Genomic DNA, 25,056 nt, shown 5'->3' with positions numbered 1-25,056 from the left:
CCGGCAACCTGGTCCAGCCGGCCGCCGGCTGAGACCACCACGTGAGCGAGAATGCAGACGAGCCCCGCCCACTTGCACTGGGCGGGGCTCGCTCTCGCGCGGTTGCTACTGGGGGGTCAGGGCAGTGTCGAACTCGTCCAGGTCGGGGCATACAGCGGGGTGCGAAGTCGAGCCGCCCCGCGCTCGCGGGGATCGCTCCATGGCTGGCTCCTTGCTGGGCGGCGGGGATGAGTCCGCCCCGCGCTCGCGGGGATCGCTCCGAGACCGTAGCCGGGCATCGAGGGGACTCCGTGGTCTGCCCCGCGCTCGCGGGGATTGCTCCAGCGGCAGGACCAGTGCCGCCGCCCAGGACTCGTCTGCCCCGCGCTCGCGGGGATCGCTCCTCACTCCTGACCGGGCATGGCGCGCCGACCAGGTCTGCCCCGCGGTCGCGGGGATCGCTCCATGGTGACCACTCAGGAAAACATCTACAGCTTGTCTGCCCCGCGCTCGCGGGGATTGCTCCATGTTCGTGAGGTGGGCGGGACTCCAGATGATGTCTGCCCCGCGCTCGCGGGGATCGCTCCCGCGACCGGACGTCGCACACCACGCACACCCTGTCCGCCCCGCGCTCGCGGGGATTGCTCCCAGCTCCTCGTCAAGGTCGACCACAACGACGTGTCTGCCCCGCGCTCGCGGGGATCGCTCCGCCCACAGGCCCTGCCACGCATGACTGTCGAAGTCCGCCCCGTGCTCGCGGGGATCGCTCCGCCGACTACTGGAACAACGTCGACGTGGGCGGGTCAGCCCCGCGCTCGCGGGGATCGCTCCCGGTGTGCGGGGCGTGGATCATCTGACCGCCGGTCCGCCCCGCGCTCGCGGGGATCGCTCTCGAGCGGCCCTGTGTCCAGATGGTCTCCAGCAGTCCGCCCCGCGCTCGCGGGGATCGCTCCGTGGTGAAGTACCTGGTCGTCGCGCCGTCGACGTCCGCCCCGCGCTCGCGGGGATCGCTCCCGGATGGTCTGCGATCCTCCCACTACTGACCAGTCCGCCCCGCGCTCGCGGGGATCGCTCCGGCGTGGGCAGACGGTATGTGGACGCCAGTCCGTCCGCCCCGCGCTCGCGGGGATCGCTCCGGTGACCTTGGCGTGGGCCACGGGTGCCGCGCGTCCGCCCCGCGCTCGCGGGGATCGCTCCCAGCGGCTCTGGGAGAAGCTGTTCCCGGCGACGTCCGCCCCGCGCTCGCGGGGATCGCTCCAGGTTGCAGATGTGGAAGTTCACGCTCTGGAGGTCCGCCCCGCGCTCGCGGGGATCGCTCCTGGTCGCGGCCAAGTACGCCGAGGCGCTGGTGGTCCGCCCCGCGCTCGCGGGGATCGCTCAGCGAAGCACGATGCCCAAGCCGCTCGACCTCAGTCCGCCCCGCGCTCGCGGGGATCGCTCCGCGCAGGCCGCTGCGAAGCTCAGCGGACGGATGTCCGCCCCGCGCTCGCGGGGATCGCTCCTAGTTACGGGCCGGTCACCTCGTAAATTTACGGTCAGCCCCGCGCTCGCGGGATTGCTCGGTTGAGCCGTGGGGCAGCTGGCTGAGCTCGGGGCTTTCCCCTGCTTGCCGACCTGCTGCTAGGCCTGGGTGCGCGTCGGCTTGTTTGAACTGATGCTGTACGGCGGTTGGCGGCAGTAGCGTTGCAGGTCACGAAGTGGTCTGCCCCGCGCTCGCGGGGATCCCTCCGGCGCAGCCAAGCGCGCGGGTTCCGTCGTGGTGTCCGGCCCGCGAGCGGAGGTTCGCCCGGGAACGTCGTCGTCGGGGAGGGTGCAGCGGTTCTGACGTGGCCTCAGGAGGACTCGATCCGTTCGACGATCAGCTCGCAGAGCTCGTGCGTGCGCAGGGCGTCACGGGCGTCGAGGGTCCGGCCGGCGCGGACGGCGTCCAGGAAGCTCACCACGATCTGCTCGATACCGCGCTGGCGGGCCACCGGGACCCAGTCGCCGCGCCGGCGGACAGTGGGCTGGCCACGATGGTCGATGACCTCCGCGAGGTTCACCACCGCACGCTTGGAGTCATCACCGGAGACCTCCAGGATCTCCTCGGTCGAACCGCTGACCCGGTTCATGATGCCCAGAGCCGTGAAACCGTCCCCGGCCAGCGTCAGCACCAGGTGTTCCAGCAGCCCGTCCCGCTTACGAGCCCGGACGTCCACATGCTGAATCTCCCCCGGCACAAGAAACCTAAGACAATCCACAACATGCACGAAGTCGTCGAAGACCGCCGTCCGGGGCGCCTCCGGGACGCCCTCGCGGTTCTTCTGCAGCAGGATCAGGTCGCGCGGGCGCTCCTTGGCCAGCAGGTAGCCCGGTGCGTGGCGGCGGTTGAAGCCGACCATCAGTGAACGGCCGGTCCGTTCGGCCAGGTCGACCAGGCGGCGGGCGCCGTCGAGGGTGTGGTCGAGCGGCTTGTCCACGTAGACGTCCACCCCGGCGGTGAGCAGCTGCTCGACGATCGGGACGTGTTGGTCGGTGGTGGCGTGCACGAAGGCGGCCCGCAGGCCGCTGTCGATCAGCTCGCCGAGGTCGGTGTAGCGGTGCGGGAGGCGGTACTGGTCGCCGAGGCGGTCCAGCTTGGCCTTGTCACGGGTCATCAGGCGCAGGTCCAGACCGGGCAGTGCCGTGAGGACCGGCAGGTAGGCCTTCTGTGCGATGTCGCCGAGCCCGATCACCCCTACCGGGATCGCCTCGGTGCCAAGGTCCTCGGTGCCGGGGTCGAGATCGTGGTCGCTCATCGGGCCGCTCCTGCCGGGGTCTGGTGGCCGCCCCGCGCCGTCGCGGGGTCCGTCCGCGTCAGCAGCATATGCCACGAAGGCTGCTGAACAGTCAGGATGCACACGGAGCCGCCCGTTGGCGGTCCGCTCGGGCACAATGGGCCCATGGCCACTGCGCGATGGAACGGCGAGATCCTCGCCGAGAGCCCGGACACCACGATCGTCGAGGGCAACCACTACTTCCCTCCGGAGTCGGTGCGGGCGGCGTTCCTGAGCCCTTCCGCGACGACGACCCACTGCCCCTGGAAGGGGAACGCCTCCTACTACACCGTCCGGGTGGCGGGCTCGGAGAACCCCGACGCCGCCTGGTTCTACCCCGACCCGCTGCCCGAGGCGGCGCACATCGCCGACCACGTCGCCTTCTGGAAGGGCGTCGAGATCACCGACTGACCCGGACACGGGCACGGACCCGCCGCAGGCGCCGGCCCGGTACCCGGCCCGGCGCCGGTCTCAGCTCACCGAAAGGCCGCTCGCGGCGGCGGTGAGGGCGTCCAGGACGGGGCGGATCAGCGGGTGCTGGTCCGCCCCGCTGCGTACGGCGGCGAACACCTTGCGGGTGGCGAGCTCGCTGTCCACCGGCCGGACCGAGACGGCGGCGAGGTCGGCGCCGCGCAGCGCCGAGCGCGGCACCAGCGCCACCCCCGCGCCCGCCGAGGCCAGCGCGACCACCGCGCGGAAGTCGTCCGAGGAGTGCAGCACCCGGGGCTGGAACCCGGCGTGCTCGCAGGCCAGCAGCACCACGTCGTGGCAGGGGTTGCCGGGGTAGGGGCCGATCCACGGCTCGGCGGCCAGTTCGGCGACCGCTATCGGGCCGGTTCCGGCGGCCAGCGGGTGCGCCAGCGGCAGCACCGCATCGAAGGGCTCGGCGTAGAGCGGGACCCGGGTGAGCCGCCGGTCGTCCGCCCGGGGCGCCCCCCGGTACTCGACGGCCACCGCGATGTCGGCCCGGCTGTCGAGCAGCATCGGCAGGCTGGCGTCCCCTTCGGCGTCCAGCACCTTGAGCCGCAGCCCGGGCGCGGAGGCGGCGAGCGCGGTGAGCGCCGGGGCCAGCACCAGCGTGATGCCGGTCGCGAACGCCGCCACCGTGACCTCGCCCGCCGCGCCGGAGCCGTACGCGGCGAGGTCGGCCTCGGCCCGCTCCAGCTGGGCGAGCACGGCGTCGGCGTGGCCGAGCAGGATCTCCCCGGCGGCGGTCAGCCGGACGCCACGGCCGTCGCGGGCCAGCAGGTGGTGCCCGGTCTCCTGCTCCAGCGCGGCGAGCTGCTGGGAGACGGCGGAGGGGGTGAGGTACAGCGCGGCGGCCGCGGCTGTCACAGTGCGGTGGTCGGCCACGGCCCGCAGGGTCCGCAACCGTCTGGCGTCGATCACCCGGCTATTGTGCCAGCGCCGCGACGCCCCCCGGCGGGATCCGGCGCGCGGGATCCCGTTACCGGCAATACCGACACTTCGATCCCGCCTCTGCTAGAATTCTGGTAGTTGCAGTTTTGGTACCCATGAACCTATGTGCGCCTGACGGGTTGTAACCGTCCCAGGCGCATTTTTGTTTTAGCCGGTTTTCGCCGGACCTGGGTGACTGCCCCCCTGAGAAGGAGAAAAATATGGCTACCGGTACCGTGAAGTGGTTCAACGGCGAGAAGGGCTTCGGCTTCATCGAGCAGGACGGCGGCGGCGCCGACGTCTTCGCCCACTACTCGAACATCAACGCCCAGGGCTTCCGCGAGCTGGCCGAGGGCCAGAAGGTCGAGTTCGACGTCACGCAGGGCCAGAAGGGCCCGCAGGCGGAGAACATCACCATCATCTGATGGTGTGCGTGGCACGAGCCACGCGCTGCGGGGCCCGCATTCCGGTGCGGGCCCCGCGTTCGTCCCACCGGAAACCGTACGGTGCACCCATCGCACGGTTCGTCGTACCGCACATCGGTCCACACTCGCTGCTGTCACCTCGCAGCTTCATCCGGGCCGCCGGCGAAGCATCAAGCACGGCATTTCCCGTCCACGCTTCGAACAATTCACGGCCCGTATGTGTCGACCTCGGTGCGGCCAGCGCCGCGATGTCCTCCTCGATACGTGCCGCCTTCGAGGAAGGGTCCCCTTGAATCGCGACCGCACATTCCGTTCGAACTCCCGTTTCCCCTCCGGGCGCCGCACCGCACCGTCCCGGCCCGCCGAGTTCGCCGTGCCGGTGGGCACCACCCCGGCGCTGCCCCCGGTCGAGACCTTCGAGGCGCTCGACCTGCCGGCCCCCGTGCAGCGCCTGCTGGCCCGCGAGGGCCTCACCACGCCGTTCCCGATCCAGGCCGCCACGCTACCGAACGCCCTGGCCGGCCGGGACGTGCTCGGCCGAGGACGGACGGGCTCCGGCAAGACCCTCGCCTTCGGGCTCGCGCTGCTCACCCGGATCGCCGGCGAGCGGGCCGAGCCGCGAAGCCCGCTCGCCGTGGTGCTGGTGCCGACCCGCGAGCTGGCCCAGCAGGTCACCGACGCGCTGACCCCGTACGCCCATTCGGTGCGGCTGCGGCTCACCACCGTGGTCGGCGGGATGCCGATCGGCCGGCAGGCGCAGTCCCTCGGGCGCGGCGCGGAGGTCGTGGTGGCCACCCCCGGGCGGTTGGCGGACCTGATCGAGCGCGGCGACTGCCGGCTGGACGCGGTGCGGATCACCGTGCTGGACGAGGCCGACCAGATGGCCGACATGGGCTTCATGCCGCAGGTCACGGCGCTGCTGGACCAGGTCGACCGGGACGGGCAGCGGATGCTGTTCTCCGCGACCCTGGACCGCAACATCGACCGCCTGGTGCGCGGCTACCTCTCCGACCCCGTCACCCACTCGGTGGACCCGTCGGCCGGCGCCGTGACCACGCTGGAGCACCACGTGCTGCACGTGGCCAGCGGCGACAAGTCCGCCACCGCGACCAGGATCGCGGCCCGGGACGGCCGGGTGATCATGTTCCTGGACACCAAGGACGGCACCGACCGCCTGGTCGCCGACCTGCTGGCCAGCGGCGTCAAGGCGGCCGCGCTGCACGGCGGGAAGTCCCAGCCGCAGCGCACCCGCACCCTGGAGCAGTTCCGCAGCGGCGCCGTCACCGCGCTGGTGGCGACCAACGTCGCGGCCCGGGGCATCCACGTGGACGGCCTCGACCTGGTGGTGAACGTCGACCCGCCGACCGACCACAAGGACTACCTGCACCGCGGCGGCCGCACCGCCCGCGCGGGCGGGTCGGGCACCGTCGTGACGCTGGTGCTGCCGGGCCAGCGCCGCGAGATGACCCGGATGATGTCCACCGCGGGCATCACCCCGCACTCGGCCCGGGTGCACTCCACCGACGACGAGCTGAGCCGGATCACCGGGGCCCAGGCGCCCTCGGGCATCCCGGTCAGCATCCCGGACCCGGTGGTCGAGCGGCCGCGCCGGGGCGGTGACCACGGCCGCCGCTCAGGGCAGCGGCAGGGGCAGCGGCAGGGCGAGGGCCAGGTGCGGCGCGAGGACGCGCGCCGGGCCACCGGTCAGGGCCGCAGCACCGCAGCCGGGGCGAACGGCGGCCAGCCGAACGGCGGGCGGGCAAACGACCGGCAGCGCCCACCTGCGGTGGACGCTGCCTGATCGGCTGGTCTCAGAGCTTGACCAGTTTGGCGTACGGACTACGGCATCGCTGCTGGTGAGAACCGAAGTCGACGAGTACGGCGACCTCCTCCTCAACACCGATGACCCGGCCGAGGCCGAACCGGTCGTGATTCACTCGGTCCCCGACTTCGTAGTTCTCGATCGGGGCAACAGGTTGGGCTTTGAAGGGACTGGTGGGCAGAGAGCGCCGGGCCGCGGCTGTCCTGGTCATTGACTCCAGTATGCGCCCCGAAGCCGCCCGCGGCCCCGGTGCTCCCGATACCAACTCGGCATCGGCCCCCGTGGACCTTGATCGTCCGAGGTCCGCGGGGGCCGGTGCCGGGCTCCGTTCAGGGGTGCTTCGTGCTCACTCGCCGAGCGCGCCGCGGGCGTCCACGAAGGCCGCGACGGCCCGCTCGACGTCCTCGGTGGAGTGCGCGGCGGACAGCTGGACCCGGATCCGGGCGGCGCCGTGCGGGACCACCGGGAAGGAGAAGCCGATCACGTACACGCCGCGCTCCAGCAGCAGTTCGGCGAGCCGGCCGGCCTTGGCCGCGTCGCCGATCATGACCGGGGCGATCGGGTGGTCGCCCGGCAGGATCTCGAATCCGGCCTCGGTCATCTTCGTCCGGAAGAGTGCCGTGTTGGCGGCGAGCCGCTCGCGCAGCTCGGCCGACTCCTCGACCAGGTCGAGGACCTTGAGCGAGGCGGCGGCGATCACCGGGGCCAGCGAGTTGGAGAACAGGTACGGGCGCGAACGCTGGCGCAGCAGCGCCACGATCTCGCGGCGGGCCGCGACGTAGCCGCCGGAGGCGCCGCCGAGGGCCTTGCCGAGGGTGCCGGTGATGATGTCGACCCGGTCCATCACGCCGTGCAGCTCGGGCGTGCCGCGGCCGCCGGGGCCGACGAAGCCGACCGCGTGCGAGTCGTCGACCATCACCATCGCGTCGTAGCGGTCGGCCAGGTCGCAGATCTCGCGCAGCGGGGCGACGTAGCCGTCCATCGAGAACACGCCGTCGGTGACGATCAGGCGGCGGCGGGCGTCCTGGGTGTCCTGGAGCTGCTTCTCCAGGTCGGCGAGGTCGCGGTTGGCGTAGCGGTGGCGGCGGGCCTTGGAGAGCCGGATGCCGTCGATGATGCTGGCGTGGTTGAGCGCGTCCGAGATGACGGCGTCGCGCTCGTCCAGCAGGGTCTCGAAGACGCCGCCGTTGGCGTCGAAGCAGGAGGAGTACAGGATGGTGTCCTCCTGCCCCAGGAAGGCCGACAGGCGGTCCTCCAGCTGCTTGTGGACGTCCTGGGTACCGCAGATGAAGCGGACGGAGGCCATGCCGTAGCCCCAGCGGTCCAGCGCGTCCTTGGCGGCGGCGAGGACGTCCGGGTGGTCGGCGAGGCCCAGGTAGTTGTTGGCGCAGAAGTTCAGCACCTCGCCCGGGCGGCCGCCGGCGGTGACGGTGACGGAGGCGCTCTGCGGCGTCCCGATCACGCGCTCGGGCTTGAACAGCCCGGCGTCGCGGATCTCTCCGAGGGTGGCGGCTACATCTTCACGGACGGAATCGAACATCGCGGCGGGCTCCTTGACGAGGTTTACGGGTTCTGAAGGCAGTCGGGTAACTGGTGGGGGCGCGGGGAACTGCGCGCAATCGGAAGCGACGGCGCCGCACCTTCCGCATCGCGCACGTAGTTCATCAAACAGAGCCTCGCGCCCCTGTTCGGGCCGGCGCCCTGCCTACCGGCGGAGCCGCTAGACGGTCCAGTCGAGGATGATCTTCCCGCAGCGGCCGCTCGCGGCCTCGTCGAAGGCGGCCTCGAAGTCGTCGGCGGCGTAACGGCCGGTGATCACCGGGCTGAGGTCGAGGCCGCCCTCCAGCAGCACCGACATCGCGTACCAGGTCTCGAACATCTCGCGTCCGTAGATGCCCTTGAGGGTGATCATCGAGGTGACGACGCGGGCCCAGTCGACCGGGAAGTCCTCGGCGGGCAGGCCCAGCATGGCGATCTTGCCGCCGTGGGTCATGTTGGCGATCATCGACTGCAGCGCCTCGGGACGGCCGGACATCTCCAGGCCGACGTCGAAGCCCTCGCGCAGGCCCAGCTTCTGCTGGCCCTCCTCGATGGTGTGCTCGGCGACGTTGAGCGCCAGCGAGACACCGACCTCGCGGGCCAGGTCGAGCCGGTACGGGCTGACGTCGGTGATCATCACGTGCCGGGCGCCCGCGTGCTTGGCGACGGCGGCGGCCATGATGCCGATCGGTCCGGCGCCGGTGATCAGGACGTCCTCGCCGACCATCGGGAAGGACAGCGCGGTGTGCACCGCGTTGCCGAACGGGTCGAAGATCGCGGCCACGTCGAGGTCGACGGGCACCCGGTGCACCCAGACGTTGGAGGCGGGCAGCGCCACGAACTCGGCGAACGCGCCGTCCCGGCCGACGCCGAGGCCGATGGTGTTGCGGCACAGGTGGCGGCGGCCGGCCAGGCAGTTGCGGCACTTGCCGCAGACCAGGTGGCCCTCGCCGCTGACCAGGTCGCCGACGTTGATGTCCGCGACGGCCGCGCCGATCTCGGCGACCTCGCCGACGAACTCGTGACCGAGCGTCAGCGGCGTCTTGATGGTCTGCTGGGCCCAGCCGTCCCACTTGCGGATGTGCAGGTCGGTCCCGCAGATGCCGGTGCGCAGCACCTTGATCAGCACCTCGCCGGGGCCGATCTCGGGCTTCGGGACGTCCATCAGCCAGAGGCCGGGCTCGGCCTTGTGCTTGACGAGTGCCTTCACGGCGTGGGCTCCTGACACATGGTGGATCGGACCTGGTGTGGGCAGGCCAAGGGAGCCCGGCGTACGGCGCCTGCCGGACCGGGCACCTGCAATCTGCCTGGTGGTGCCCGGTCCGGTCCATCGAGGAATTCTTAAGGGCGACCACAGCTGGGCTTCACGATCCTGCCCGAGCTGCGTACGGGCGGCCCGCAGGACGTGCCGTGGGCCACCCGTACGGAGGATCCGCTAGCGGAAGGTGTCAGGTCGCACGACCGGGCCGGCGAGCCCGCGCAGCAGGGCGCCGCCGGCCGGCCGGACCGTCTTCGGCAGTGTGCCGGCCCCGCCCACCAGCGGCAGCCGGAGGCTGGAGTGCGCCAGGTCGACGGTCACGGTCGGGTCGCTCGCGGGCGGGTTGAGCAGCCCGTTGTCCGTCCCGGCCACGATCAGTGCGAGCCGGTGGCCGGCGGGCACCACGTGGTCGGTGCCGGCCAGGTCGAAGGTGATCGAGTAGGCCTTGCCCGGGGTGAGGGTGACGGCCTTGGCCAGCCCGGCGTAGTGCCCGAGGTCGGCCCAGCCCCGGCTGAAGACGGTGTAGCCCACCTGGGCGGTGTCGGCGGCGGTGTCCAGGAAGCAGGCGCTGTCGCCGGCCGTGCTGTCCCCCCAGCAGGAGCGGGTGGCCAGGGTGGTGATGCCCTCGCCCGAGCCCTGGTAGTCGCGGATCGCGGCCGGACCGAGGTCGACCAGGACCGCGCTCAGGTGCGCGCTGCTGGTGGAGGACTTGACGCTGAGGGTGATCGAACCGCCGCCCGACATCCGCAGGTCCTGGGTGAGCGGGCCGGTGGTGAAGGCCGTCTTGTCCGGGGTGGCGGTGTCGGCGGCGGCCGCCCAGTCGTTCTCGCCGTGCGAGGCGTTGTCGGTGAAGCGTGCCGTGCCGCCGCCGGCGGCCGTGGTGAGCGTGCCGGGCTTCAGCCCGAGGGTGCTGGTCACCGTCCCCGGCGCGGGCCAGGTCCGGTCCTGGGTCCACTGGTCTGGGGCCCGCTCGACGTCGGCGGCGGGGGCGAGCTGGATGCCGTTGTCGACGCCGAGCAGGTAGTGGTCGAACCAGCTGTGCAGGGTGTCCACCCACGGACCGCGCCGGTAGTCGAACGGGTCGACGTGGCCGGTCTGGGAGAGCCAGATCTTGCGGTCGACGCCGGTCCGGGCCAGCGCCGTCCACCACTGGGAGAAGTTGATGTCGCGGACGTTGAGGTCCTGCATCCCGTGCACCACGAAGACGCTGGCGCGCACCTTGGCCGCCGAGGCGACGTAGTCGCGCTGCTGCCAGAGCGTGCTCCAGTTCCCGTTGGCGGGCGAGCCGGCGGCGAGCTGCTTCTGCACGGCGGAGCACCGCGAGGCGGCGGCGGAGGACTCCACCACGCTCGACAGGTCGGCGGGCGTGCCGTCGTAGAGCGCGGCGCCGTCCGAGCGGTAGTAGTCGTACCAGGAGCTGATCGAGGAGATCGGCACGATGGTCTTCAGGCCCTGCACGCCGGTGGCCGCGACGCCGTTGGCGATGGTGCCGTCCCAGGACTTCCCGATCATGCCGACCGAGCCGTTCGTCCAGCCCGGCGTGACGGCCGCGCCGCCGGTGGCGCTGCTGTAGCCGGCGGCCCGGCCGTTCAGCCAGTCCACCACCGCCTTGGCCGAGGTGACGTCGGAGGGGCCGCCGACGTCCACGCAGCCGTCCGAGCGGTTGGTGCCGGCCAGGTCGACCAGCACCACGGCGTAGCCGCGCGGGACGAAGTAGTTGTCGTAGTAGAGCGGGAACTGCACCGGCCGGCCCTGGGCGTCGTACGTCTTCAGCTGGCTCTCGTTGCCCCGCCCGCAGCAGGCGTAGTACGGGCTGGCGTCCATGATGACCGGGATCTTGAGGCCGGCGGCGGCGGGCTCGCTCGGCCGGATGATGTCGGCGGCCACCCGGTCGGTGTGGCCGTTGCCGTCGCCGTCCAGGCCGGTGTCGACCCAGACGGTCTCCCGGATGGCGTCGGCGTAGGAGTAGACGGGCTGGCTGGCGCCGTTGCGGACGGTGCCGGCCTTGGCGGCGGCGGTCGCGGTGGTCGCGGCGCTCGCCCGGGCGGTCACCGGGCCGAGCAGTGCGAGGGTGAGCGCGGCGAGCGCGGCGGTGATGAAAGCAAGTGGGTGTGATCGTCGTATTTTCACAAACCCTGAAGCTAGTTCGCGCCGCCCGGTACCCAGAAGGACTTTGACAACCCCCGGACAATTCTTTACCCGGCAGAACGCGCCGCCGGCCGACGAATGGTGATGATCCGTCCGTTTTCGTCGGCGGCGGCACGCGCCGTGCCGCCGACCGGTCCCGGGGGGACGCCACCCCCGCCGACGGCTCGGCGGCGGCGCACCGGCCGGGCCCGGGAAAAGCTCTTGCCAGGCCAGGCCCGCCGCACCCAGGATTCGGATCATGGAACAGCCTCCCGACACCATCGCCCTGGAAGACCTGACACTGCGCCGCTGGGTGCCCGGGCAGGATCTCGACGAGTTCTTCCAGGTGATCGAGGAGTCCCTGGACCACCTGCGCCCCTGGATGCCCTGGGTCGCCCACCACAGCCGGCAGTCGACCGCCGAGTACCTGGAGCGCGCCGAGGCGAACTGGCTGGCCGGCGAGGCCTACAGCTACGCGCTCGTCTCGGACGGCCGGGTGGTCGGGAACTGCGCGTTCTTCCTGCGCGACGCCGACGCCGACCCCGCCGGGCGCGAGATCGGCTACTGGCTGCACCCCGCCGCGACCGGCCGGGGCTTCGTCGTCCGCGCGGCGGCCGCGCTCGTCGAGCAGGCGTTCGCGCTCCCCGGGATCGGCCACCTCGAAATCGTCCACGACGCCGCCAACCTGGCGAGCGCCGCCGTCCCGCGCCGGCTCGGCTTCACCGAGCGCCTGCGACGGCCCGCCCAGCAGGAACTCGCGTGCGGCGAGAGCGGCACGGACGTGATCTGGCGCCTGGACCGCCCGTAAGGTCCGACGGCGGCTCAGGGCCCGAGCAGCTCCGCGAGGTCGTAGCCCACCGGCTCCTCCACCTGCCGGTAGGTGCAGCTCTCCGGCGTCGGGCCATCGGGGAGGAGCACGCCTTCGGCCTGGACACCCTGCTGGAGCTGGGCGAACGCCAGGCCCGCGACCACGGGGTCGGCGACCTGCCCTACCCGCCGGACCACCCGAAGACGGCGGGCGAGCCCACCAGGGTCCAGCCGAGCCGGGCCAGGAAGAAGGCACCGCCCCGGAGCGCGTGAGGGGCCGCGCGTGAGGAGTCCGCGCCCACCGGGCCGGCGCCGCGCGGGTGCGGGGAGCCCCGACGGCGGCCACGATGGGGGCAGGAGGTCCGAGCGTGCAGCAGGAGTCAGCCCGGCAGGCCCGGCTCGCGCGGCAGCCCGGTCCGCGCCGGTCGCGCGGGCTGCTGGTGGCCGCGTACCTGCTGCTCACCGCCGCCGTGCTGGCGGACCTGCTGACCGGGCCGCAGACCACCGTCTCACCGGTGCTGGCGAGCGTGCCGGTGCTGGCCGGGTCCGGGACGCGCAGTGTCCGGGTCCCGCTGATCGCGGGGGCGCTGGCCGCCGTGGCGGCGGCGCTGCTCTCGCTGGTCAATCCGGACGTCGCCACCGCCGTGCACGTCGCCGCGCTGGCGGCCATCGTCTCGGTCACCCTGGCCAGCGCCGCCAACGTCGTGGTCGTCGCCGCCCGGGAGCACGAGCTGCGGCAGGTCCGGTCGGTGGCGGAGGCGGCCCAGCGGGCCCTGCTGCGGCCCGTCCCGCCCCGGGTCGGGCCGTTGCGGATCGCCGTCCGGTACGCGGCGGCCGCCGCCGAGGCGCGGATCGGCGGGGACCTGTACGAGGTGCTGGACACCCGGTACGGCGTGCGCGTCCTGCTCGGGGACGTGGAGGGCAAGGGGCTGGGCGCGGTGGACACCGCCGCCGACGTCCTCGGGGTCTTCCGGGAGGCCGCGCGGACGGAGGCCGACCTCGCGCGGGTGGCCGAGCGGCTGGACGCCGCGCTGGCCCGCCGCCCCGAGGGCGGCCGGTTCGTCACGGCGGTGCTGGTCGGCACGGAGCCGCCCGGGAGCGGCGGTGCGGACGGCGCCCTGGCGGGCGAGGTGGTGAACTGCGGGCACCCGGCGCCGCTGCTGCTGGACCGGGCGGGCCGGGTGCGGGCGCTCGAACCGGCCTCGTACGCGCCGCCGCTCGGGCTGCTCGCCCTGACCGGCGGCCGGTACCGGGCCGAGCGGCTGTCGCTGCGGCGCGGTGACCTGCTGCTGCTCTACACCGACGGGCTCTCGGAGTCCCGGGACGCGGACGGGCGGTTCTACCCGGTGGCCGAGCGGCTGGCCGAGGCCCCGGCGCTCGGCCCGGAGGCACTGTTGGACCACCTGCTCGCGGATGTCCGGCAGTACAGCGACGGCAGCCCCACCGACGACTCGGCGCTGCTGGCCGTCCGGCGGGAGAGCTGACACCGCTCCCCCGCGCCCGGGTGCCGGTCAGGCACCGACCGGGGCGGTCGCCGTCACGATCCGCACCGCCTCGGCGATCTGACGCTCCGTCAGATCACCCCGGGCGGTCAGCCGCAGCCGCGAGACGCCGTCCGGGACGGACGGCGGGCGGAAGCAGCCGACGGCGAGTCCGGCGCTGCGGCAGTCGGCGGCCCAGGCGACGGCCGCCTCGGGTCCGGGGGCGCGGACGGAGACCACGGCGGCGTCCGGTGCGCTGGCCCGCAGGCCGGCGGCCGTGAGCCGGGCGGAGAGTGTGCGGGCGACCTCGCGGGCACGGTCGGCGCGGTGCGGTTCGGCGCGCAGCAGGCGCAGCGCGCCGAGCGCCGCGCCGACGGCGGCGGGGGCGAGGCCGGTGTCGAAGATGAAGGTCCGGGCGGTCTCCACCAGGTGGTCGATCACCCGGCGCGGACCGAGCACCGCGCCGCCCTGCGAGCCGAGCGACTTGGAGAGCGTCACGGTGGCGACGGTGTCGGGCTGCCCCGCCAGCCCGGCGGCGGCGAGTGCGCCCCGGCCGCCTGCGCCGAGCACGCCGAGGCCGTGCGCGTCGTCCACCAGCAGCGCGGCGCCGTGCGCCCGGGCGGCGGCGGAGAGTTCGGGCAGCCGGGCGGCGTTGCCGTCCACCGAGAAGACGGTGTCGCTGACCACCAGCGCCCGCCGGTGGGTGCGGGCGGCGAGCACCTCGCGGACGGCGTCCGGGTCGTCGTGCGGGGCCCGGTGGACGGCGGCGCGGGAGAGCCGGCAGCCGTCGATCAGCGAGGCGTGGTTGTAGGCGTCCGAGACGATCAGGGTGTCCGGGTCGGTGAGCGCGGTGAGCGCGGCAAGGTTGGCCGCGTAGCCGCTGGAGAAGACCAGGGCCGCCTCCGCACCGCAGAACTCGGCCAGCTCGGCCTCCAGTTCGGTGTGCAGGGCGGTGGTGCCGGTGACCAGGCGAGAGCCGGTGGCGCCGCCGCCCCAGCGCAGCGCGGCGTCGGCGGCGGCCCGGGTGACGGCGGGGTGGTGGACCAGGCCCAGGTAGTCGTTGCTCGCCAGGTCGAGGACGGGGTCCTCGGCGGGGCGGCTGCGCAGGGTCCGGGTCAGCCCCGCGCCCGCGCGCAGGGCGGCCGCCTCGTCGAGCCAGTCGAAGACGGCGGCGGGGGCGAGGTGCTGCTCAGTCGGGAGCGCGGAGGGCTGGACCATGGTCCGCACTCTTTCACCCGGGGTACGGGCCGGGCAATGTGCGCCCGGGCACACCGGCCGGGCGCAAGCCGTCGCACCCGGCCACCAGATGACTACCGTGAGTGGCGGGCGGCGTGGATCCGCCATAGCTTCGATCCGGTACCTCCGCGTGACCACCGGCCGCGCGGGACTCCCGGAAGGCAGGTCACCAGCCGATGCCCATGCGACCGACCCACCACCTGGCCGCCGCCGTCGCGGCCCTGATCGCCGGTCTGGGCGGGGCTCCGCCCGCCCACGCCGCCACCTGGCGCATCGTCCACCCGGGTGAGTCGATCCAGCGCGCGGTGGACCGCTCGGCCAACGGCGACGGCATCCAGATCCTTCCGGGCACCTACCGGGAGAGTGTCCTGATCACCCGTTCGCACCTGACGCTGCGCGGGCTGGGACGGGACACGGTGATCGCGCCGGGCGCCGGCCTGCCCGCCGACGCCAACGCCTGTGCCACGGCCGGGCACGGCATCTGTGTCACGGGCACCGCCGCCCAGCCGCTCTCGGGCGTGCGGATCGAGTCGCTGACCGTCCAGGGGTTCAAGCGGAACGGCATCTCGGCCTCGGGGACCGACAGGCTCCAGGTCCGGGACGTCCTGGCCCAGGACAACGGCGAGGAGGGGATCAGCCAGGAGAGGTCCACCCGGTCCGTGGTGCGCGGCAACGAGGCCCGCAACAACGGCCAGGCCGGTGTCTTCCTCGCGAACGCCGCCGACGAGAAGGGCGGCGCGATCGACACCCGGGGGGCCGTGATCAGCGACAACCGGCTCGTCGGCAACCGCATCGGCGTCGTGGTCCGGCGGGCCCGGGAGCTCACGGTCGAGCACAACGCGATCTCCGGCAACTGCGGCGGCGTGTTCGTCGTGGGGGACGACGGCGTCCCCCGGCCGGGCGCGCTGACCGTCCGCCGCAACCACGTGTACGGGAACAACAAGTACTGCCCGCCCAACCCCCGGCTCGCCTACATCCAGGGCACCGGCATCCTGCTCACCGGCGCGGAGGACACCCGGGTGACGGACAACCGGGTGGAGGACAACCGCGGCGCCTCGCCGATGTCCGGCGGCATCGTGCTCTACCGGAGCCTGGTGGGCGCCCCGAACTCCCGGATCACCGTCCAGGACAACACCGTGCTCCGCAACGGGCCGTCCGATCTCGCCGACCGCGACACCGGGACGGACAACATCTTCACCGCGAACACCTGCCGGGTCTCCGAACCGGCCGGCCACTGCTGATCCGACCGGCCCGACCCGGGCCCGGTGCCCACCACGAGAGAGGTGGCCGATGACCGCCACAGAACCTTCTTCCACCGCCCGGCCGCCGGCCCCGTCGCCCGCGCCGTCCCCGCAGTCGGCCATGCGCCTGCGGGAACTCGTCTTCGGCGCGGCCTGTGCCGCGGCCGTCCGCGCGGCCGCCTCGCTGGGGATCGCCGACGCGCTCGGCGAGGAACCGGCGACCGCCGAGGACCTGGCCGCAGCCGTCCGGGCCGAGCCGCGGCCACTGCGCCGGCTCCTGCGCGCACTCGCCAGCCACGGCGTCTTCACCGAGACGGACGACGGCCGCTACGCCCACACCGACATGTCCCGCCAGCTCCGCGAGGACGCGCCGAACAGCCTCCGCTACATCGCCCTCTGGTGCACCGAACCGTGGACGTGGCAGGCCTGGCCCCGGCTGGACGAGGCCGTCCGCAGCGGACGGAACATCTTCCCCGACCTCTACGGCAAGGAGTTCTTCGACTACCTGCACGACGACGCCGGGGACTCGGCCCGGGTGTTCGACAAGGCGATGACCCACTCCAGCAGGCAGTCCGCCGACGACCTCGCGGCCTTCCTCGACCTCGACGGGGTGTCGAGCGTGGCGGACATCGGCGGCGGCCAGGGGCACGTGCTCGCGGGCCTGCTGGAGAAGTACCCGGCGCTGCACGGGACGCTGCTCGACCTGCCGCAGGTGATCGCCCACGCCGACCCCCGGCTCCGCGCGGGCGGCACACTGGCCGACCGGACCGAACTCGTGGCCGGAGACTGCCGCTCGGCGATCCCGGTCCGCGCCGATCTCTACATCATCAAGAACATCCTGGAGTGGGACGACGACAGCACCCGCCGGACGCTGCGCAACGTCGTCGCGGCCGCCCGCCCGGGAGCCCGGGTCGTGGTCGTCGAGAACCTCGTCGACGACACCCCCTCGATGCGGTTCACCACGGCGATGGACCTGCTGCTGCTCCTGAACGTCGGCGGCGCCAAGCACTCCCGGGAGAGCCTGCTCGGGCTGATGACCGACGCCGGCCTGCGGGTGAAGGACGTCCGGCCGGTCAACCCGTACCTGCACGCCTTCGACAGCACCGTGCCGGTTCGCCAGTAGGCAGCCGATCAACCACAACAGGGGCGCGGGGAACTGCGCGAAGTCGGAAGAGTGCAGACCGTTGCCTCCCGCCCTCGCGCAGTTCCCCGCGCCCCTGTGGTCAGCCCACGCGGCGCCGGCCCATCGCCTCGACCAGCCCGGTGGTGTGCTGCGCGGACCGGAAGTCGGGGTGGGCGAGAACCTGGCGCAGGAAGCCGACCGTGGTGCGCAGCCCGGTGCCGTCGATCCGGAACTCGCTCAGCGCGCGGTCCATCCGGGCGAGTGCCTGGGCCCGGTCGGGGGCCCAGACGACGGTCTTGGCGAGCAGCGAGTCGTAGTCGGGCCCGACGTACCAGCCGGGGTAGGCGTGGGTGTCGACCCGGACGAACTGGCCGCCCGGGGGCACGAACTCGGTCAGCAGGCCGGGTGTCGGCGTGAAGTCCCGGGCCGGGTCCTCGGCGTTGACCCGGCACTCCAGGGCGACGCCGCGCGGTTGGACGTCCTCCTGGCGGAGGGTCAGCGGCAGCCCGGCGGCGATGGTGAGCTGCTCGCGGACGATGTCGATCCCGGTGACCATCTCGGTGACCGGGTGCTCGACCTGGAGCCGGCAGTTGATCTCCATCAGGTAGAACTCGCCGGACGGCGCGAGGACGAACTCGAAGGTGGCCGCTCCGACGTAGCCGACCGCCAGGGCGCCCTTGACGGCTGCGGCACAGACCGCCTCGCGCAGCTCCGGGGTCAGGCTCGGGCCGGGCGACTCCTCGATCAGCTTCTGGTGCCGGCGCTGCACCGAGCAGTCGCGCTCCCCGAGGTGGACGGCCGACCCGTGCCCGTCGCAGAGCACCTGGACCTCGATGTGCCGGGCGTCGTCGACGAACCGTTCCAGGTAGAGCCGTTCGTCGCCGAAGACCGTCCGGGCGTGGGCCCGGGTCTCGGTGAAGGCGCGCGGCAGCTCGTCCAGGGCGCGGACCACGGCCATGCCGCGCCCGCCGCCACCGGCGACGGCCTTGAGGATCACCGGGCAGCCGACCTGGCGGGCGACGGCCTCCGCCTCCCCCGGGCCGGTCAGTGCCCCGTCGCTGCCGGGCAGCACCGGCAGTCCGGCCTGCGCCATCAGGGTCCGGGCCATGGCCTTGTCGCCGAGCTGCTGCATGAGCTCGGCCGGCGGGCCGATGAAGGTGATCCCGTTCACCTGGCAGATCTCGGCGAAGTCCGGGTCCTCCGAGAGGAATCCGTAGCCGGGGTGGATGGCCTCGGCCCCGGTCTGCCGGGCCGCCTCGATCAGGGACGGGATGTGCAGGTAGCTGCGCCGGGACGCCGAAGGGCCGATGTGCACGGACTCGTCGGCGAAGCGGACGACCGCGGAGTCGCGGTCGGCGGTGGAGTGCACCGCCACCGTCCGGATGCCGAGTTCGCGGCAGGTCCGGGCGACCCGCAGGGCGATCTCGCCGCGGTTGGCGATGAGCACGGCGGTGAACATCAGCCGTCCTCCGCCGGGACGAGGGGTTCCAGGGCGATCAGGCGCTGCTGGTACTCCACCGCCTGGGCGTCCGGGACCAGGATCTCGACCACCCGGCCGCTCCGGTCCGCCTCGATGGTGCTCATCATCTTCATCACCTCCAGGATCCCGACGGCCTGGCCGGGGCGGACCAGGTCGCCGACGGACACCAGGGGCGGCGTCCCCGGCTCGCGGGAGTGGTAGAAGGTGCCCACCATCGGCGCGCACAGGTGGTCCAGGCCGTCGGCCGGGAGGGCGGGCGGCTGCTCGGGGCCGGCTTCGGCCGGGGCCGGACGGTCCGCGGCCGGTGCGGCCGTCCACTCCATCTCCACCGTGGTCGAGCCGTGCCGCAGCTTGATCCTGCTCGGCGCCTTCGGCGCGGCGCGGGCCAGTTCGGCGACGCTGCGGCAGACCGACTCCAGGTCCGCCGGGCCGGAGGTGGGCAGGACTGCGTCGTCCTGGCTGTGCTGGTCGGTGTTCGGAATCACTGTGAACCTCTTCCGCCCGCCGGTGCCTCGGCCGTGCCGAAGCGATGGAACCGGCTCTTGCGTTCCTGGAGCAGCCGCTCGGGCTCCCAGGGGATGAGTTCGGCCAGCGCCGCGCTGACCGCCGTACCGAGCAGGGTGGCCGCGCCGGCGTGGTCCTGGTGGGCGCCGCCGGAGGGCTCGGGCACGATCCCGTCGACCACGCCGAGTCTGAGGAGTTCGCCCGAGTGCAGCCGCATCGCGGCGGCCGCGGCGGGCGCCGCGCCGTGGTCCTTCCAGAGGATGGCGGCGCAGCCCTCGGGGCTGATCACGGAGTAGACGCCGTTGGCGCTGACCAGCACCCGGTCGGCGACGGCCAGCGCGAGCGCTCCGCCGCTGCCGCCCTCGCCGATCAGCACGGCGACGATGGGCACCGGCAGTCTCGACATCAGCCGCAGGTTCTCGGCGATGGCGCCGGCCTGGCCGCCGCGTTCCGCGTCCCGGCCCGGGTTGGCCCCCGGGGTGTCGACGAGGGTGACCAGCGGCAGTCCCAGCTTGGCGGCCATCCGCATCAGCCGCGCGGCCTTGCGGTAGCCGGCGGGGCCGGGCATGCCGAACCGGCGGCGACGGCGTTCGGCCAGGTCGGAGCCGCCCTTGTGATGGCCGATCAGCATCACCGCCCGGCCGTCCAGCCGGCCCGGCCCGCCGACGATGGCGGGGCAGTCCTCCTGCAGGCGGTCGCCGTGCAGTTCGTGGAAGTCCTCCAGCAGGTGGCCGATGTAGTCGAGGGTGCTCGGGCGGTCCGGGTGCCTGGCGAGCCGGACGGCCTCCCAGGAGTCCCGGCCCGGTCCGTCCGACGGCTCGTCGGCCCGCGGGCCGGCGGCGGCCACCTCGACGATGACCGGGATGACGGGGTCCGGGGCCGCCGCCCGGTGGGCGGCGGCCGGCGGGGAGCCCAGGCCCAGCAGTTTGCCGAGGGTCGGGCGCAGCTGCGGCCTCGGCACCACGTCGTCCACCATGCCGTGTTCGAGCAGGAACTCGGCCGTCTGGAAGCCCTCCGGCAGGGTCTCCCCGGTGGTCTGTTCGATCACCCGGGGCCCGGCGAAGCCCATCCGGGCGCCGGGCTCGGCGATGATCACGTCCGCGAGGGTGGCGAAGGAGGCCGCCACTCCGCCGTAGGTGGGATCGGTGATCAGCGAGACCACCAGGATGCCCGCCTCGTCGAGTTCGGCCAGGGCCTGCGCGGTCTTGGCCATCTGCATCAGCGAGAGCACGCCCTCCTGCATCCGCGCTCCGCCGGACGCCGTGACGAGCAGCAGCGGCCGGCGGAGGCGGAGGCTGGTGTGGGCCGCCTCGGTGACGAGCCCGCCGACGCCGCAGCCGAGGCTGCCGCCGAGGAACCGGAAGTCCATCGCGGCGACCACCACCGGGTGGTGCTCGATGGTGCCCGTCACGCAGATCACGGCCTCGCGCATCCCGGTGCTGCTGCGGGCGTCGGTCAGCCGGTCGGTGTACGGCCGGCTGTCGGTGAACCCCAGCGGGTCGTGCATCGGCTCGATGTGCCCGATGGGCCGCGCGGACTTGTGGTCGAGCAGTTGCCGCAGTCGCTGTCCGGCCGTCAGCCGGGCGTGCCAGCCGCAGTCCGGGCAGACCCGCAGGGTCCGGAGGAACCGTTTGCCGTAGACCAGGGCGGCGCAGTGTTCGCACCGCACCCACTCGGCGGTGCCGGCCGCCGGCCGGTCGTCGGTGTCGACCATGGTGGGGTTCCTCCAGCTCCGCCCGACGGGCTCGGGCCTCGGACCCGCCGTCGGACGGCGGTTCGTGCTGCGGCGGTTCGTGCGACGGCCGGTGCCACCGCGACCGCTCCGGCCGCGGTGGACCGTCAGGACACGGTGCCGGGGCGCTCCCAGCGGTAGAACTCGCGGGCCATCGCATCCTTCGGCTCCCGCCAGGTCGCGGGGTCGTAGGCCTGCACGTAGGCCGTCAGCTGCCGGCTGACCTCCCGGAACTCCGGGTGGCCGGCCAGCTTGGCGACTTCGGGGCCGGGTTGGCGGTCGGCCTCGATGAGGTGCAGGTAGAGGTCACCGAACTGGAACAGGCTGCGGCCGGTGACACCGATCAGGTGCGGCAGCTCGCCGCGGTCGGAGGTCTCGAAGACGCTCGCGATGTCGGAGGCCGACTCGGGCCTCATCCGGGCGACGATCAGGGCGCGGTGCACCGGGTTCAGCCCCCGACCTGCTTCTCGACCTTGTCCCGGATCAGCTCCATCTGGGTCCGCGAGTTGCGGTTGATGTGGTTGGTCATCGCCTCGTCGTCGACGGGGGCGGTCGGTTTCATGGCGAAGTCCTGGATCCAGCGCATCCTGGTGCCGTCCGGCACCTCCGCGTACTCCCAGCGGATGTCCATGAACTCGAACGGGCCGGGTTCGACCCGCCTGGCCCGGACGGCGAGCGCGCGGCGGTCGGTGGTGCGCTCGGAGACCCAGCTCCAGACGGTGCCGTTCTGGTCGGGGTGCATGGTCAGCCGGAAGGTGGTGCTGTCGCCCTCGCGCTCCAGCACCTCCACGGCCGCGTACTCGCTGAACAGCTGCGGCCAGTTCTCCAGGTCGTTGGTGATCTCCCAGACCAGGTCCACGGGGGCGGCGATGAGGATCTCGTTGTCGGTGTGTCCGGGCATGTCAGGCTCCAGTCTTCACAGAGGTGTTGACGGCGTCGAGGAACTCCTGCGGGGTCTTGGCCATCTCGGTGCCGGGGGCGATCGGTGTGCCGTAGCGGTTCTCCAGTTCGCCCACGATGCCGAGCAGGGCGAGCGAGTCGACCCCGAACTCGTCGAAGGTCGCGTCGGGGTGGCCGATCGCGCCGGGCTCCACGGTGATACCGGCCCTGGTCTTGATCAGCAGGGCGAGGTCGTCGTGCGTCAGGTGGGAGTTCATCAGGCGTTACTCCTTGTCGGGCGAGGTGGCGTCCGGGCCGCGCCGCAGGACGAGCGCGGCGTTGGAGCCCATCAGTCCGCGGCTCAGCACCAGGGCCGTCCGCAGGTCGGCGGACCGGGCGAAGCCGGTCACCAGGTCGAGGTCGTGGCAGATGTCGGTGACGTTGGGGGTGGGCGGGACGAGGCCCTGTTCCATGGCGAGCACGGCGGCGGCGGTGTCCAGCATCGGGGCGCCGCAGTAGGCCCGGCCGGTGCCGGCCTTGGGGGCCGTCACCGGGACGTGGGCGGCGTGCTCGCCGAGCGCGTCGGCGAGCGCGAGCGCCTCGGCGCGGTCCGCCTCCGGCACGCCGAGCGCGTCGGCGAAGACCACGTCGATCTCGTCGGGCGCGCAGTGCGCCTCGGCCAGCGCGCCGCGGATCGCGTGCGCGAGCCCGTACCGGGAGTCGGCCCAGCGGGAGGCGCCGGTGAAGGTGGCGCCGTGGCCCGCCAGCACGGCCCGGATCCGGGTGCCCCGGCGGCGGGCGGAGGTCTCGTCCTCCACCACGAACATCGCGCCGCCCTCGGCGGGCGCGAAACCGCAGGCCTCTGCGGCGAACGGGAGGTAGGCGCGCTCCGGGTCGGCGCTGAGGCTGAGTTCGCGGTAGCCGAGCTGGCAGACCATCGAGTAGGGGGCGAGCGGGGCCTCGGCGGCGCCCACCACGACGGTGTCCGTGCCGCGCCGGACGGTCCGGGCGGCGTGCGCGAGCGCGTCCAGGCCGCCGGCCTCGTCGGAGGCGACCACGGCGCAGGGCCCCTTGAAGCCGCCGCGGATCGAGATCTGGCCGGTGCTGGCCGCGTAGAACCAGGCGATGGACTGGTACGGGCCGACGAAGTGCGGCCCCTGCCCCCACAGGTTCTGCAGCTCCCGCTGGCCGAACTCGCCGCCGCCGGAGCCCGCCGCCGTGACCACGCCGACCGTGAAGGGGGCGTCGGGCCCGGGGCCGAGCCCGGCGTCCTCCAGCGCCAGGTCGGCCGCGGCCATCGCGTAGTGGGTGAAGCGGTCGGTCTGGACCAGGTAGCGCCCTTCGACCGCCGCCTCCACGTCGAAGCCGTGCACCTCGCCGGCGATCCGCAGCGGCAGGTGGGTGCACCCCTCGCGGGTGACCGGGCCGAGTACGCAGACCCCGGCCCTGGTGGCCTTCCAGAAGTCGTCGGTGCCGACCCCGTTGGGGGCCAGTACCCCGATGCCCGTGACCACCGCACGTCGGGGGGCCGTCATACCCTCGCCCCCTCTCGGCGGAGCACCACGGCGGACTGGAAGCCGCCGAAGCCGCTGCCCACGGACAACACGTTGCGCAGCGGCACCGCGCGGGCCGTCCTCGGCACGTAGTCGAGGTCGCACTCCGGGTCCGGGGTGTCGTAGTTCGCGGTCGGCGGCACCACGCCGTGGGCCAGCGCCAGCGCGCAGGCCACCAGTTCGATGGCGCCGATCGCGCCGAGCGAGTGGCCGACCATCGACTTGATCGAGCTCATCGGGGTCCGGTAGGCGTGCGCGCCGAGCGAGCGTTTGACGGCGGCCGTCTCGTGCCGGTCGTTCTGCTTGGTGCCGGAGCCGTGCGCGTTGACGTAGTCGACGTCCGAACCGTCGACCCGGGCGTGGGCCAGGGCCCGGTCGATCGCCTCCGACATCTCCCGGCCCTCCTGGGTGAGCCCGGTCATGTGGTAGGCGTTGCCGAAGGTCGCGAAGCCTCCTATCTCGCAGTGCACCCTGGCGCCCCGGCGCCGGGCGTGGCCGAGTTCCTCCAGGACCAGCACGGCGCCGCCCTCGCCGAGGACGAAGCCGTCCCGGTTGGCGTCGAAGGGCCGGGAGGCGTGCTCCGGGTCGTCATTGCGCTCGGAGGTGGCGTGGATGGCGTCGAAGCAGGCGACGGTGATCGGTGAGATCGGCGAGTCCGAGGCCCCGGCGACGCAGATGTCGGCCCGGCCGTCCTCGATGGCCTGGAAGGCGTACCCGACCGCGTCGAGGCCCGAGGTGCAGCCGGTCGAGACCGTCTGCACCGGGCCCCGCGCACCGGTCTGCTCGGCCACGGCGGAGGCGAGCGTGCTCGGGGAGAACGCCCGGTGCAGGTGCGGGCCGGCCTGCCGGTGGTCCACGTCCCAGCGCGCACCGGCGGCGCTGACCTCCGTGTAGTCGTGCTCCAGCCGGGTCGTCCCGCCGACGGCCGTGCCCAGCGACACGCCGATCCGCCAGGGGTCCTCGGCCTGCAGGTCCAGGCCGGAGTCGCGGACGGCCTCGGCGGCGGCGACCAGCGCGAACTGGACGTAGCGGTCGGACCGGGCGATCTGCTCGGCGTCGAGCCCGCAGGCCGCCGGGTCGAAGTCGCACTCGGCGGCGATCCGCGAGCGGAAGCCCTCCGGGTCGAAGAGGGTGATGCCGCGCGTCGCGGTGCGGCCGGCGGTGAGCAGGTCCCAGAAGGCCGGTACGCCCACTCCCCCGGGCGCCACGATGCCGATGCCGGTGACCGCCACCCGCCGGGTCATGAGGTGACCCCGGCGTGTTCCGGGGGCAGCGCCGTCGGGTCGTCCTCGGTGTCCACGTGGCCCAGCTCGGGCCTGGGGGCGAGCGGGCCCAGGTGGAACACCATCCGGGCCTCGGTGCGGCCGACGTTGCGGAAGCGGTGGCGCATGTCCACCGGGATCATCAGCCCGTGGTCGGGGCGCAGCTCGTGCGGGACCCCGTCGAGGTCCACTTCGAGCTCACCACTGACGACGTATACGAACTCTTCGGAGTACGGGTGGTAGTGCTCGCCGATCCGCTCTCCCGGCCGCACGATGGCCAGGCCCATGAATCCGCTGGTGGCGCCGACCGCGGTCGGCGTGAGCATCGCGCGCAGGTCCCCGCCGCGGCGGCGGTTGGGCGCGACCTCGTCGAGGTGCACGATCCGCGGGAACTGGCTGGTCATGGCAACTACCT

Annotated in this window: 23 protein-coding genes, 1 pseudogene and 1 CRISPR repeat array; of the genes and pseudogenes, 8 read left to right on the top strand and 16 right to left on the bottom strand. The window is 73.2% G+C overall.

What is annotated here, in order from left to right; translation table 11 throughout:
- Positions 1-170 precede the first annotated feature (170 nt).
- Positions 171-1,481: a CRISPR direct-repeat array (repeat unit 29 nt; unit sequence GTCCGCCCCGCGCTCGCGGGGATCGCTCC).
- Between the two features lie 330 nt (positions 1,482-1,811).
- Positions 1,812-2,705 carry a Gfo/Idh/MocA family protein gene (locus tag ABD330_RS18155; RefSeq protein WP_344466255.1) on the bottom strand — a complete coding sequence of 298 codons (894 nt, stop codon included), beginning with the start codon at positions 2,703-2,705 and terminating at the stop codon, positions 1,812-1,814.
- Positions 2,706-2,900: 195 nt separating this feature from the next.
- Between ABD330_RS18155 and ABD330_RS18150 the strand changes: the two genes are divergently transcribed.
- Positions 2,901-3,185 carry a DUF427 domain-containing protein gene (locus ABD330_RS18150; protein ID WP_344466245.1) on the top strand — a complete coding sequence of 95 codons (285 nt, stop codon included), beginning with the start codon at positions 2,901-2,903 and terminating at the stop codon, positions 3,183-3,185.
- Positions 3,186-3,245: 60 nt separating this feature from the next.
- Here the strand turns inward: ABD330_RS18150 and ABD330_RS18145 are convergent, their stop codons facing one another.
- Entirely contained in the window at positions 3,246-4,163 is a 918-nt protein-coding gene (locus tag ABD330_RS18145; RefSeq protein ID WP_344466243.1) for a LysR family transcriptional regulator, read from the bottom strand.
- A gap of 230 nt (positions 4,164-4,393) precedes the next feature.
- Between ABD330_RS18145 and ABD330_RS18140 the strand changes: the two genes are divergently transcribed.
- Complete coding sequence (locus ABD330_RS18140) at positions 4,394-4,597, top strand: cold-shock protein (protein ID WP_280716391.1); 204 nt, start codon at positions 4,394-4,396, stop codon at positions 4,595-4,597.
- 289 nt (positions 4,598-4,886) lie between these two features.
- A complete protein-coding gene (locus ABD330_RS18135) occupies positions 4,887-6,398 on the top strand; it encodes a DEAD/DEAH box helicase (protein WP_344466240.1) in 1,512 nt (503 codons plus the stop codon).
- Positions 6,399-6,408: 10 nt separating this feature from the next.
- Here the strand turns inward: ABD330_RS18135 and ABD330_RS18130 are convergent, their stop codons facing one another.
- From ABD330_RS18130 to ABD330_RS18115, 4 genes are all read right to left on the bottom strand, one after another.
- Positions 6,409-6,630 (bottom strand): hypothetical protein, encoded by a 222-nt coding sequence (locus tag ABD330_RS18130; protein WP_280716389.1) that lies wholly within the window; start codon positions 6,628-6,630, stop codon positions 6,409-6,411.
- 135 nt (positions 6,631-6,765) lie between these two features.
- Positions 6,766-7,959, bottom strand: coding sequence for a glycine C-acetyltransferase (locus ABD330_RS18125; protein ID WP_344466235.1), 1,194 nt, complete (start codon positions 7,957-7,959; stop codon positions 6,766-6,768).
- Between the two features lie 180 nt (positions 7,960-8,139).
- Positions 8,140-9,168, bottom strand: a complete 1,029-nt coding sequence (tdh, locus tag ABD330_RS18120; RefSeq protein ID WP_344466232.1) for an L-threonine 3-dehydrogenase — start codon at positions 9,166-9,168, stop codon at positions 8,140-8,142.
- A 225-nt stretch (positions 9,169-9,393) separates the two neighbouring features.
- Entirely contained in the window at positions 9,394-11,346 is a 1,953-nt protein-coding gene (locus ABD330_RS18115) for a Xaa-Pro dipeptidyl-peptidase (protein WP_344466230.1), read from the bottom strand.
- 256 nt (positions 11,347-11,602) lie between these two features.
- Here ABD330_RS18115 and ABD330_RS18110 point away from each other — a divergent pair, with 256 nt between their 5' ends.
- From ABD330_RS18110 to ABD330_RS18100, 3 genes and pseudogenes are all read left to right on the top strand, one after another.
- Positions 11,603-12,151 (top strand): GNAT family N-acetyltransferase, encoded by a 549-nt coding sequence (locus tag ABD330_RS18110; RefSeq protein WP_344466228.1) that lies wholly within the window; start codon positions 11,603-11,605, stop codon positions 12,149-12,151.
- 104 nt (positions 12,152-12,255) lie between these two features.
- Positions 12,256-12,423, top strand: a pseudogene (locus ABD330_RS18105) (ATP-dependent DNA ligase); the annotation flags it as partial.
- 95 nt (positions 12,424-12,518) lie between these two features.
- Positions 12,519-13,634, top strand: coding sequence for a PP2C family protein-serine/threonine phosphatase (locus tag ABD330_RS18100; protein ID WP_344466226.1), 1,116 nt, complete (start codon positions 12,519-12,521; stop codon positions 13,632-13,634).
- Between the two features lie 27 nt (positions 13,635-13,661).
- Here the strand turns inward: ABD330_RS18100 and ABD330_RS18095 are convergent, their stop codons facing one another.
- Positions 13,662-14,849, bottom strand: a complete 1,188-nt coding sequence (locus ABD330_RS18095) for an 8-amino-7-oxononanoate synthase (RefSeq protein ID WP_344466224.1) — start codon at positions 14,847-14,849, stop codon at positions 13,662-13,664.
- 194 nt (positions 14,850-15,043) lie between these two features.
- Here ABD330_RS18095 and ABD330_RS18090 point away from each other — a divergent pair, with 194 nt between their 5' ends.
- Positions 15,044-16,108, top strand: a complete 1,065-nt coding sequence (locus ABD330_RS18090) for a right-handed parallel beta-helix repeat-containing protein (RefSeq protein ID WP_344466222.1) — start codon at positions 15,044-15,046, stop codon at positions 16,106-16,108.
- A 49-nt stretch (positions 16,109-16,157) separates the two neighbouring features.
- Positions 16,158-17,231, top strand: coding sequence for a methyltransferase (locus ABD330_RS18085; RefSeq protein ID WP_344466220.1), 1,074 nt, complete (start codon positions 16,158-16,160; stop codon positions 17,229-17,231).
- Between the two features lie 100 nt (positions 17,232-17,331).
- Here the strand turns inward: ABD330_RS18085 and ABD330_RS18080 are convergent, their stop codons facing one another.
- The 9 genes from ABD330_RS18080 to ABD330_RS18040 all read right to left on the bottom strand — a co-directional run bounded on the left by ABD330_RS18080 (position 17,332) and on the right by ABD330_RS18040 (position 25,045).
- Positions 17,332-18,690, bottom strand: a complete 1,359-nt coding sequence (locus ABD330_RS18080) for an acetyl-CoA carboxylase biotin carboxylase subunit (protein WP_344466218.1) — start codon at positions 18,688-18,690, stop codon at positions 17,332-17,334.
- Positions 18,690-19,196 (bottom strand): acetyl-CoA carboxylase biotin carboxyl carrier protein, encoded by a 507-nt coding sequence (locus ABD330_RS18075; protein ID WP_344466216.1) that lies wholly within the window; start codon positions 19,194-19,196, stop codon positions 18,690-18,692. Before ABD330_RS18075 ends, ABD330_RS18080 begins: the two co-directional genes overlap by 1 nt.
- The gene (accD, locus tag ABD330_RS18070; protein ID WP_344466214.1) at positions 19,193-20,929 is read right to left on the bottom strand and encodes an acetyl-CoA carboxylase, carboxyltransferase subunit beta; all 1,737 of its coding nucleotides are present in this window, start codon (positions 20,927-20,929) and stop codon (positions 19,193-19,195) included. The genes ABD330_RS18075 and accD overlap by 4 nt, the downstream gene beginning before the upstream one ends.
- Positions 20,930-21,054: 125 nt before the next feature.
- Positions 21,055-21,390, bottom strand: a complete 336-nt coding sequence (locus ABD330_RS18065) for a TcmI family type II polyketide cyclase (protein WP_344466212.1) — start codon at positions 21,388-21,390, stop codon at positions 21,055-21,057.
- Between the two features lie 5 nt (positions 21,391-21,395).
- Entirely contained in the window at positions 21,396-21,848 is a 453-nt protein-coding gene (locus ABD330_RS18060) for an SRPBCC family protein (RefSeq protein WP_344466210.1), read from the bottom strand.
- Between the two features lies 1 nt (position 21,849).
- Positions 21,850-22,104 carry an acyl carrier protein gene (locus ABD330_RS18055; protein ID WP_344466208.1) on the bottom strand — a complete coding sequence of 85 codons (255 nt, stop codon included), beginning with the start codon at positions 22,102-22,104 and terminating at the stop codon, positions 21,850-21,852.
- A gap of 6 nt (positions 22,105-22,110) precedes the next feature.
- Positions 22,111-23,361: a beta-ketoacyl synthase N-terminal-like domain-containing protein gene (locus ABD330_RS18050; protein ID WP_344466206.1), complete on the bottom strand. Its 1,251-nt coding sequence runs from the start codon at positions 23,359-23,361 to the stop codon at positions 22,111-22,113.
- Complete coding sequence (locus ABD330_RS18045) at positions 23,358-24,623, bottom strand: beta-ketoacyl-[acyl-carrier-protein] synthase family protein (RefSeq protein WP_344466204.1); 1,266 nt, start codon at positions 24,621-24,623, stop codon at positions 23,358-23,360. Before ABD330_RS18045 ends, ABD330_RS18050 begins: the two co-directional genes overlap by 4 nt.
- Positions 24,620-25,045 carry a cupin domain-containing protein gene (locus tag ABD330_RS18040; protein ID WP_344466201.1) on the bottom strand — a complete coding sequence of 142 codons (426 nt, stop codon included), beginning with the start codon at positions 25,043-25,045 and terminating at the stop codon, positions 24,620-24,622. The genes ABD330_RS18045 and ABD330_RS18040 overlap by 4 nt, the downstream gene beginning before the upstream one ends.
- Between the last annotated feature and the right edge of the window lie 11 nt (positions 25,046-25,056).

Origin of the sequence: Kitasatospora kazusensis (assembly GCF_039529945.1) — a bacterium.
GTDB lineage: Bacteria > Actinomycetota > Actinomycetes > Streptomycetales > Streptomycetaceae > Kitasatospora > Kitasatospora kazusensis.
This window is presented reverse-complemented; position numbering and strand designations above follow the sequence as displayed.

Coding starts and splice junctions, on each gene's coding strand:
- ABD330_RS18150 (WP_344466245.1), top strand. CDS start 2,901: ATGGCCACTGCGCGATGGAACGGCGAGATCCTCGCCGAGAGCCCGGAC.
- ABD330_RS18140 (WP_280716391.1), top strand. CDS start 4,394: ATGGCTACCGGTACCGTGAAGTGGTTCAACGGCGAGAAGGGCTTCGGC.
- ABD330_RS18130 (WP_280716389.1), bottom strand. CDS start 6,630: ATGACCAGGACAGCCGCGGCCCGGCGCTCTCTGCCCACCAGTCCCTTC.
- ABD330_RS18125 (WP_344466235.1), bottom strand. CDS start 7,959: ATGTTCGATTCCGTCCGTGAAGATGTAGCCGCCACCCTCGGAGAGATC.
- ABD330_RS18110 (WP_344466228.1), top strand. CDS start 11,603: ATGGAACAGCCTCCCGACACCATCGCCCTGGAAGACCTGACACTGCGC.
- ABD330_RS18095 (WP_344466224.1), bottom strand. CDS start 14,849: ATGGTCCAGCCCTCCGCGCTCCCGACTGAGCAGCACCTCGCCCCCGCC.
- ABD330_RS18090 (WP_344466222.1), top strand. CDS start 15,044: ATGCCCATGCGACCGACCCACCACCTGGCCGCCGCCGTCGCGGCCCTG.
- ABD330_RS18085 (WP_344466220.1), top strand. CDS start 16,158: ATGACCGCCACAGAACCTTCTTCCACCGCCCGGCCGCCGGCCCCGTCG.
- ABD330_RS18080 (WP_344466218.1), bottom strand. CDS start 18,690: ATGTTCACCGCCGTGCTCATCGCCAACCGCGGCGAGATCGCCCTGCGG.
- accD (WP_344466214.1), bottom strand. CDS start 20,929: ATGGTCGACACCGACGACCGGCCGGCGGCCGGCACCGCCGAGTGGGTG.
- ABD330_RS18060 (WP_344466210.1), bottom strand. CDS start 21,848: ATGCCCGGACACACCGACAACGAGATCCTCATCGCCGCCCCCGTGGAC.
- ABD330_RS18055 (WP_344466208.1), bottom strand. CDS start 22,104: ATGAACTCCCACCTGACGCACGACGACCTCGCCCTGCTGATCAAGACC.
- ABD330_RS18050 (WP_344466206.1), bottom strand. CDS start 23,361: ATGACGGCCCCCCGACGTGCGGTGGTCACGGGCATCGGGGTACTGGCC.
- ABD330_RS18045 (WP_344466204.1), bottom strand. CDS start 24,623: ATGACCCGGCGGGTGGCGGTCACCGGCATCGGCATCGTGGCGCCCGGG.
- ABD330_RS18040 (WP_344466201.1), bottom strand. CDS start 25,045: ATGACCAGCCAGTTCCCGCGGATCGTGCACCTCGACGAGGTCGCGCCC.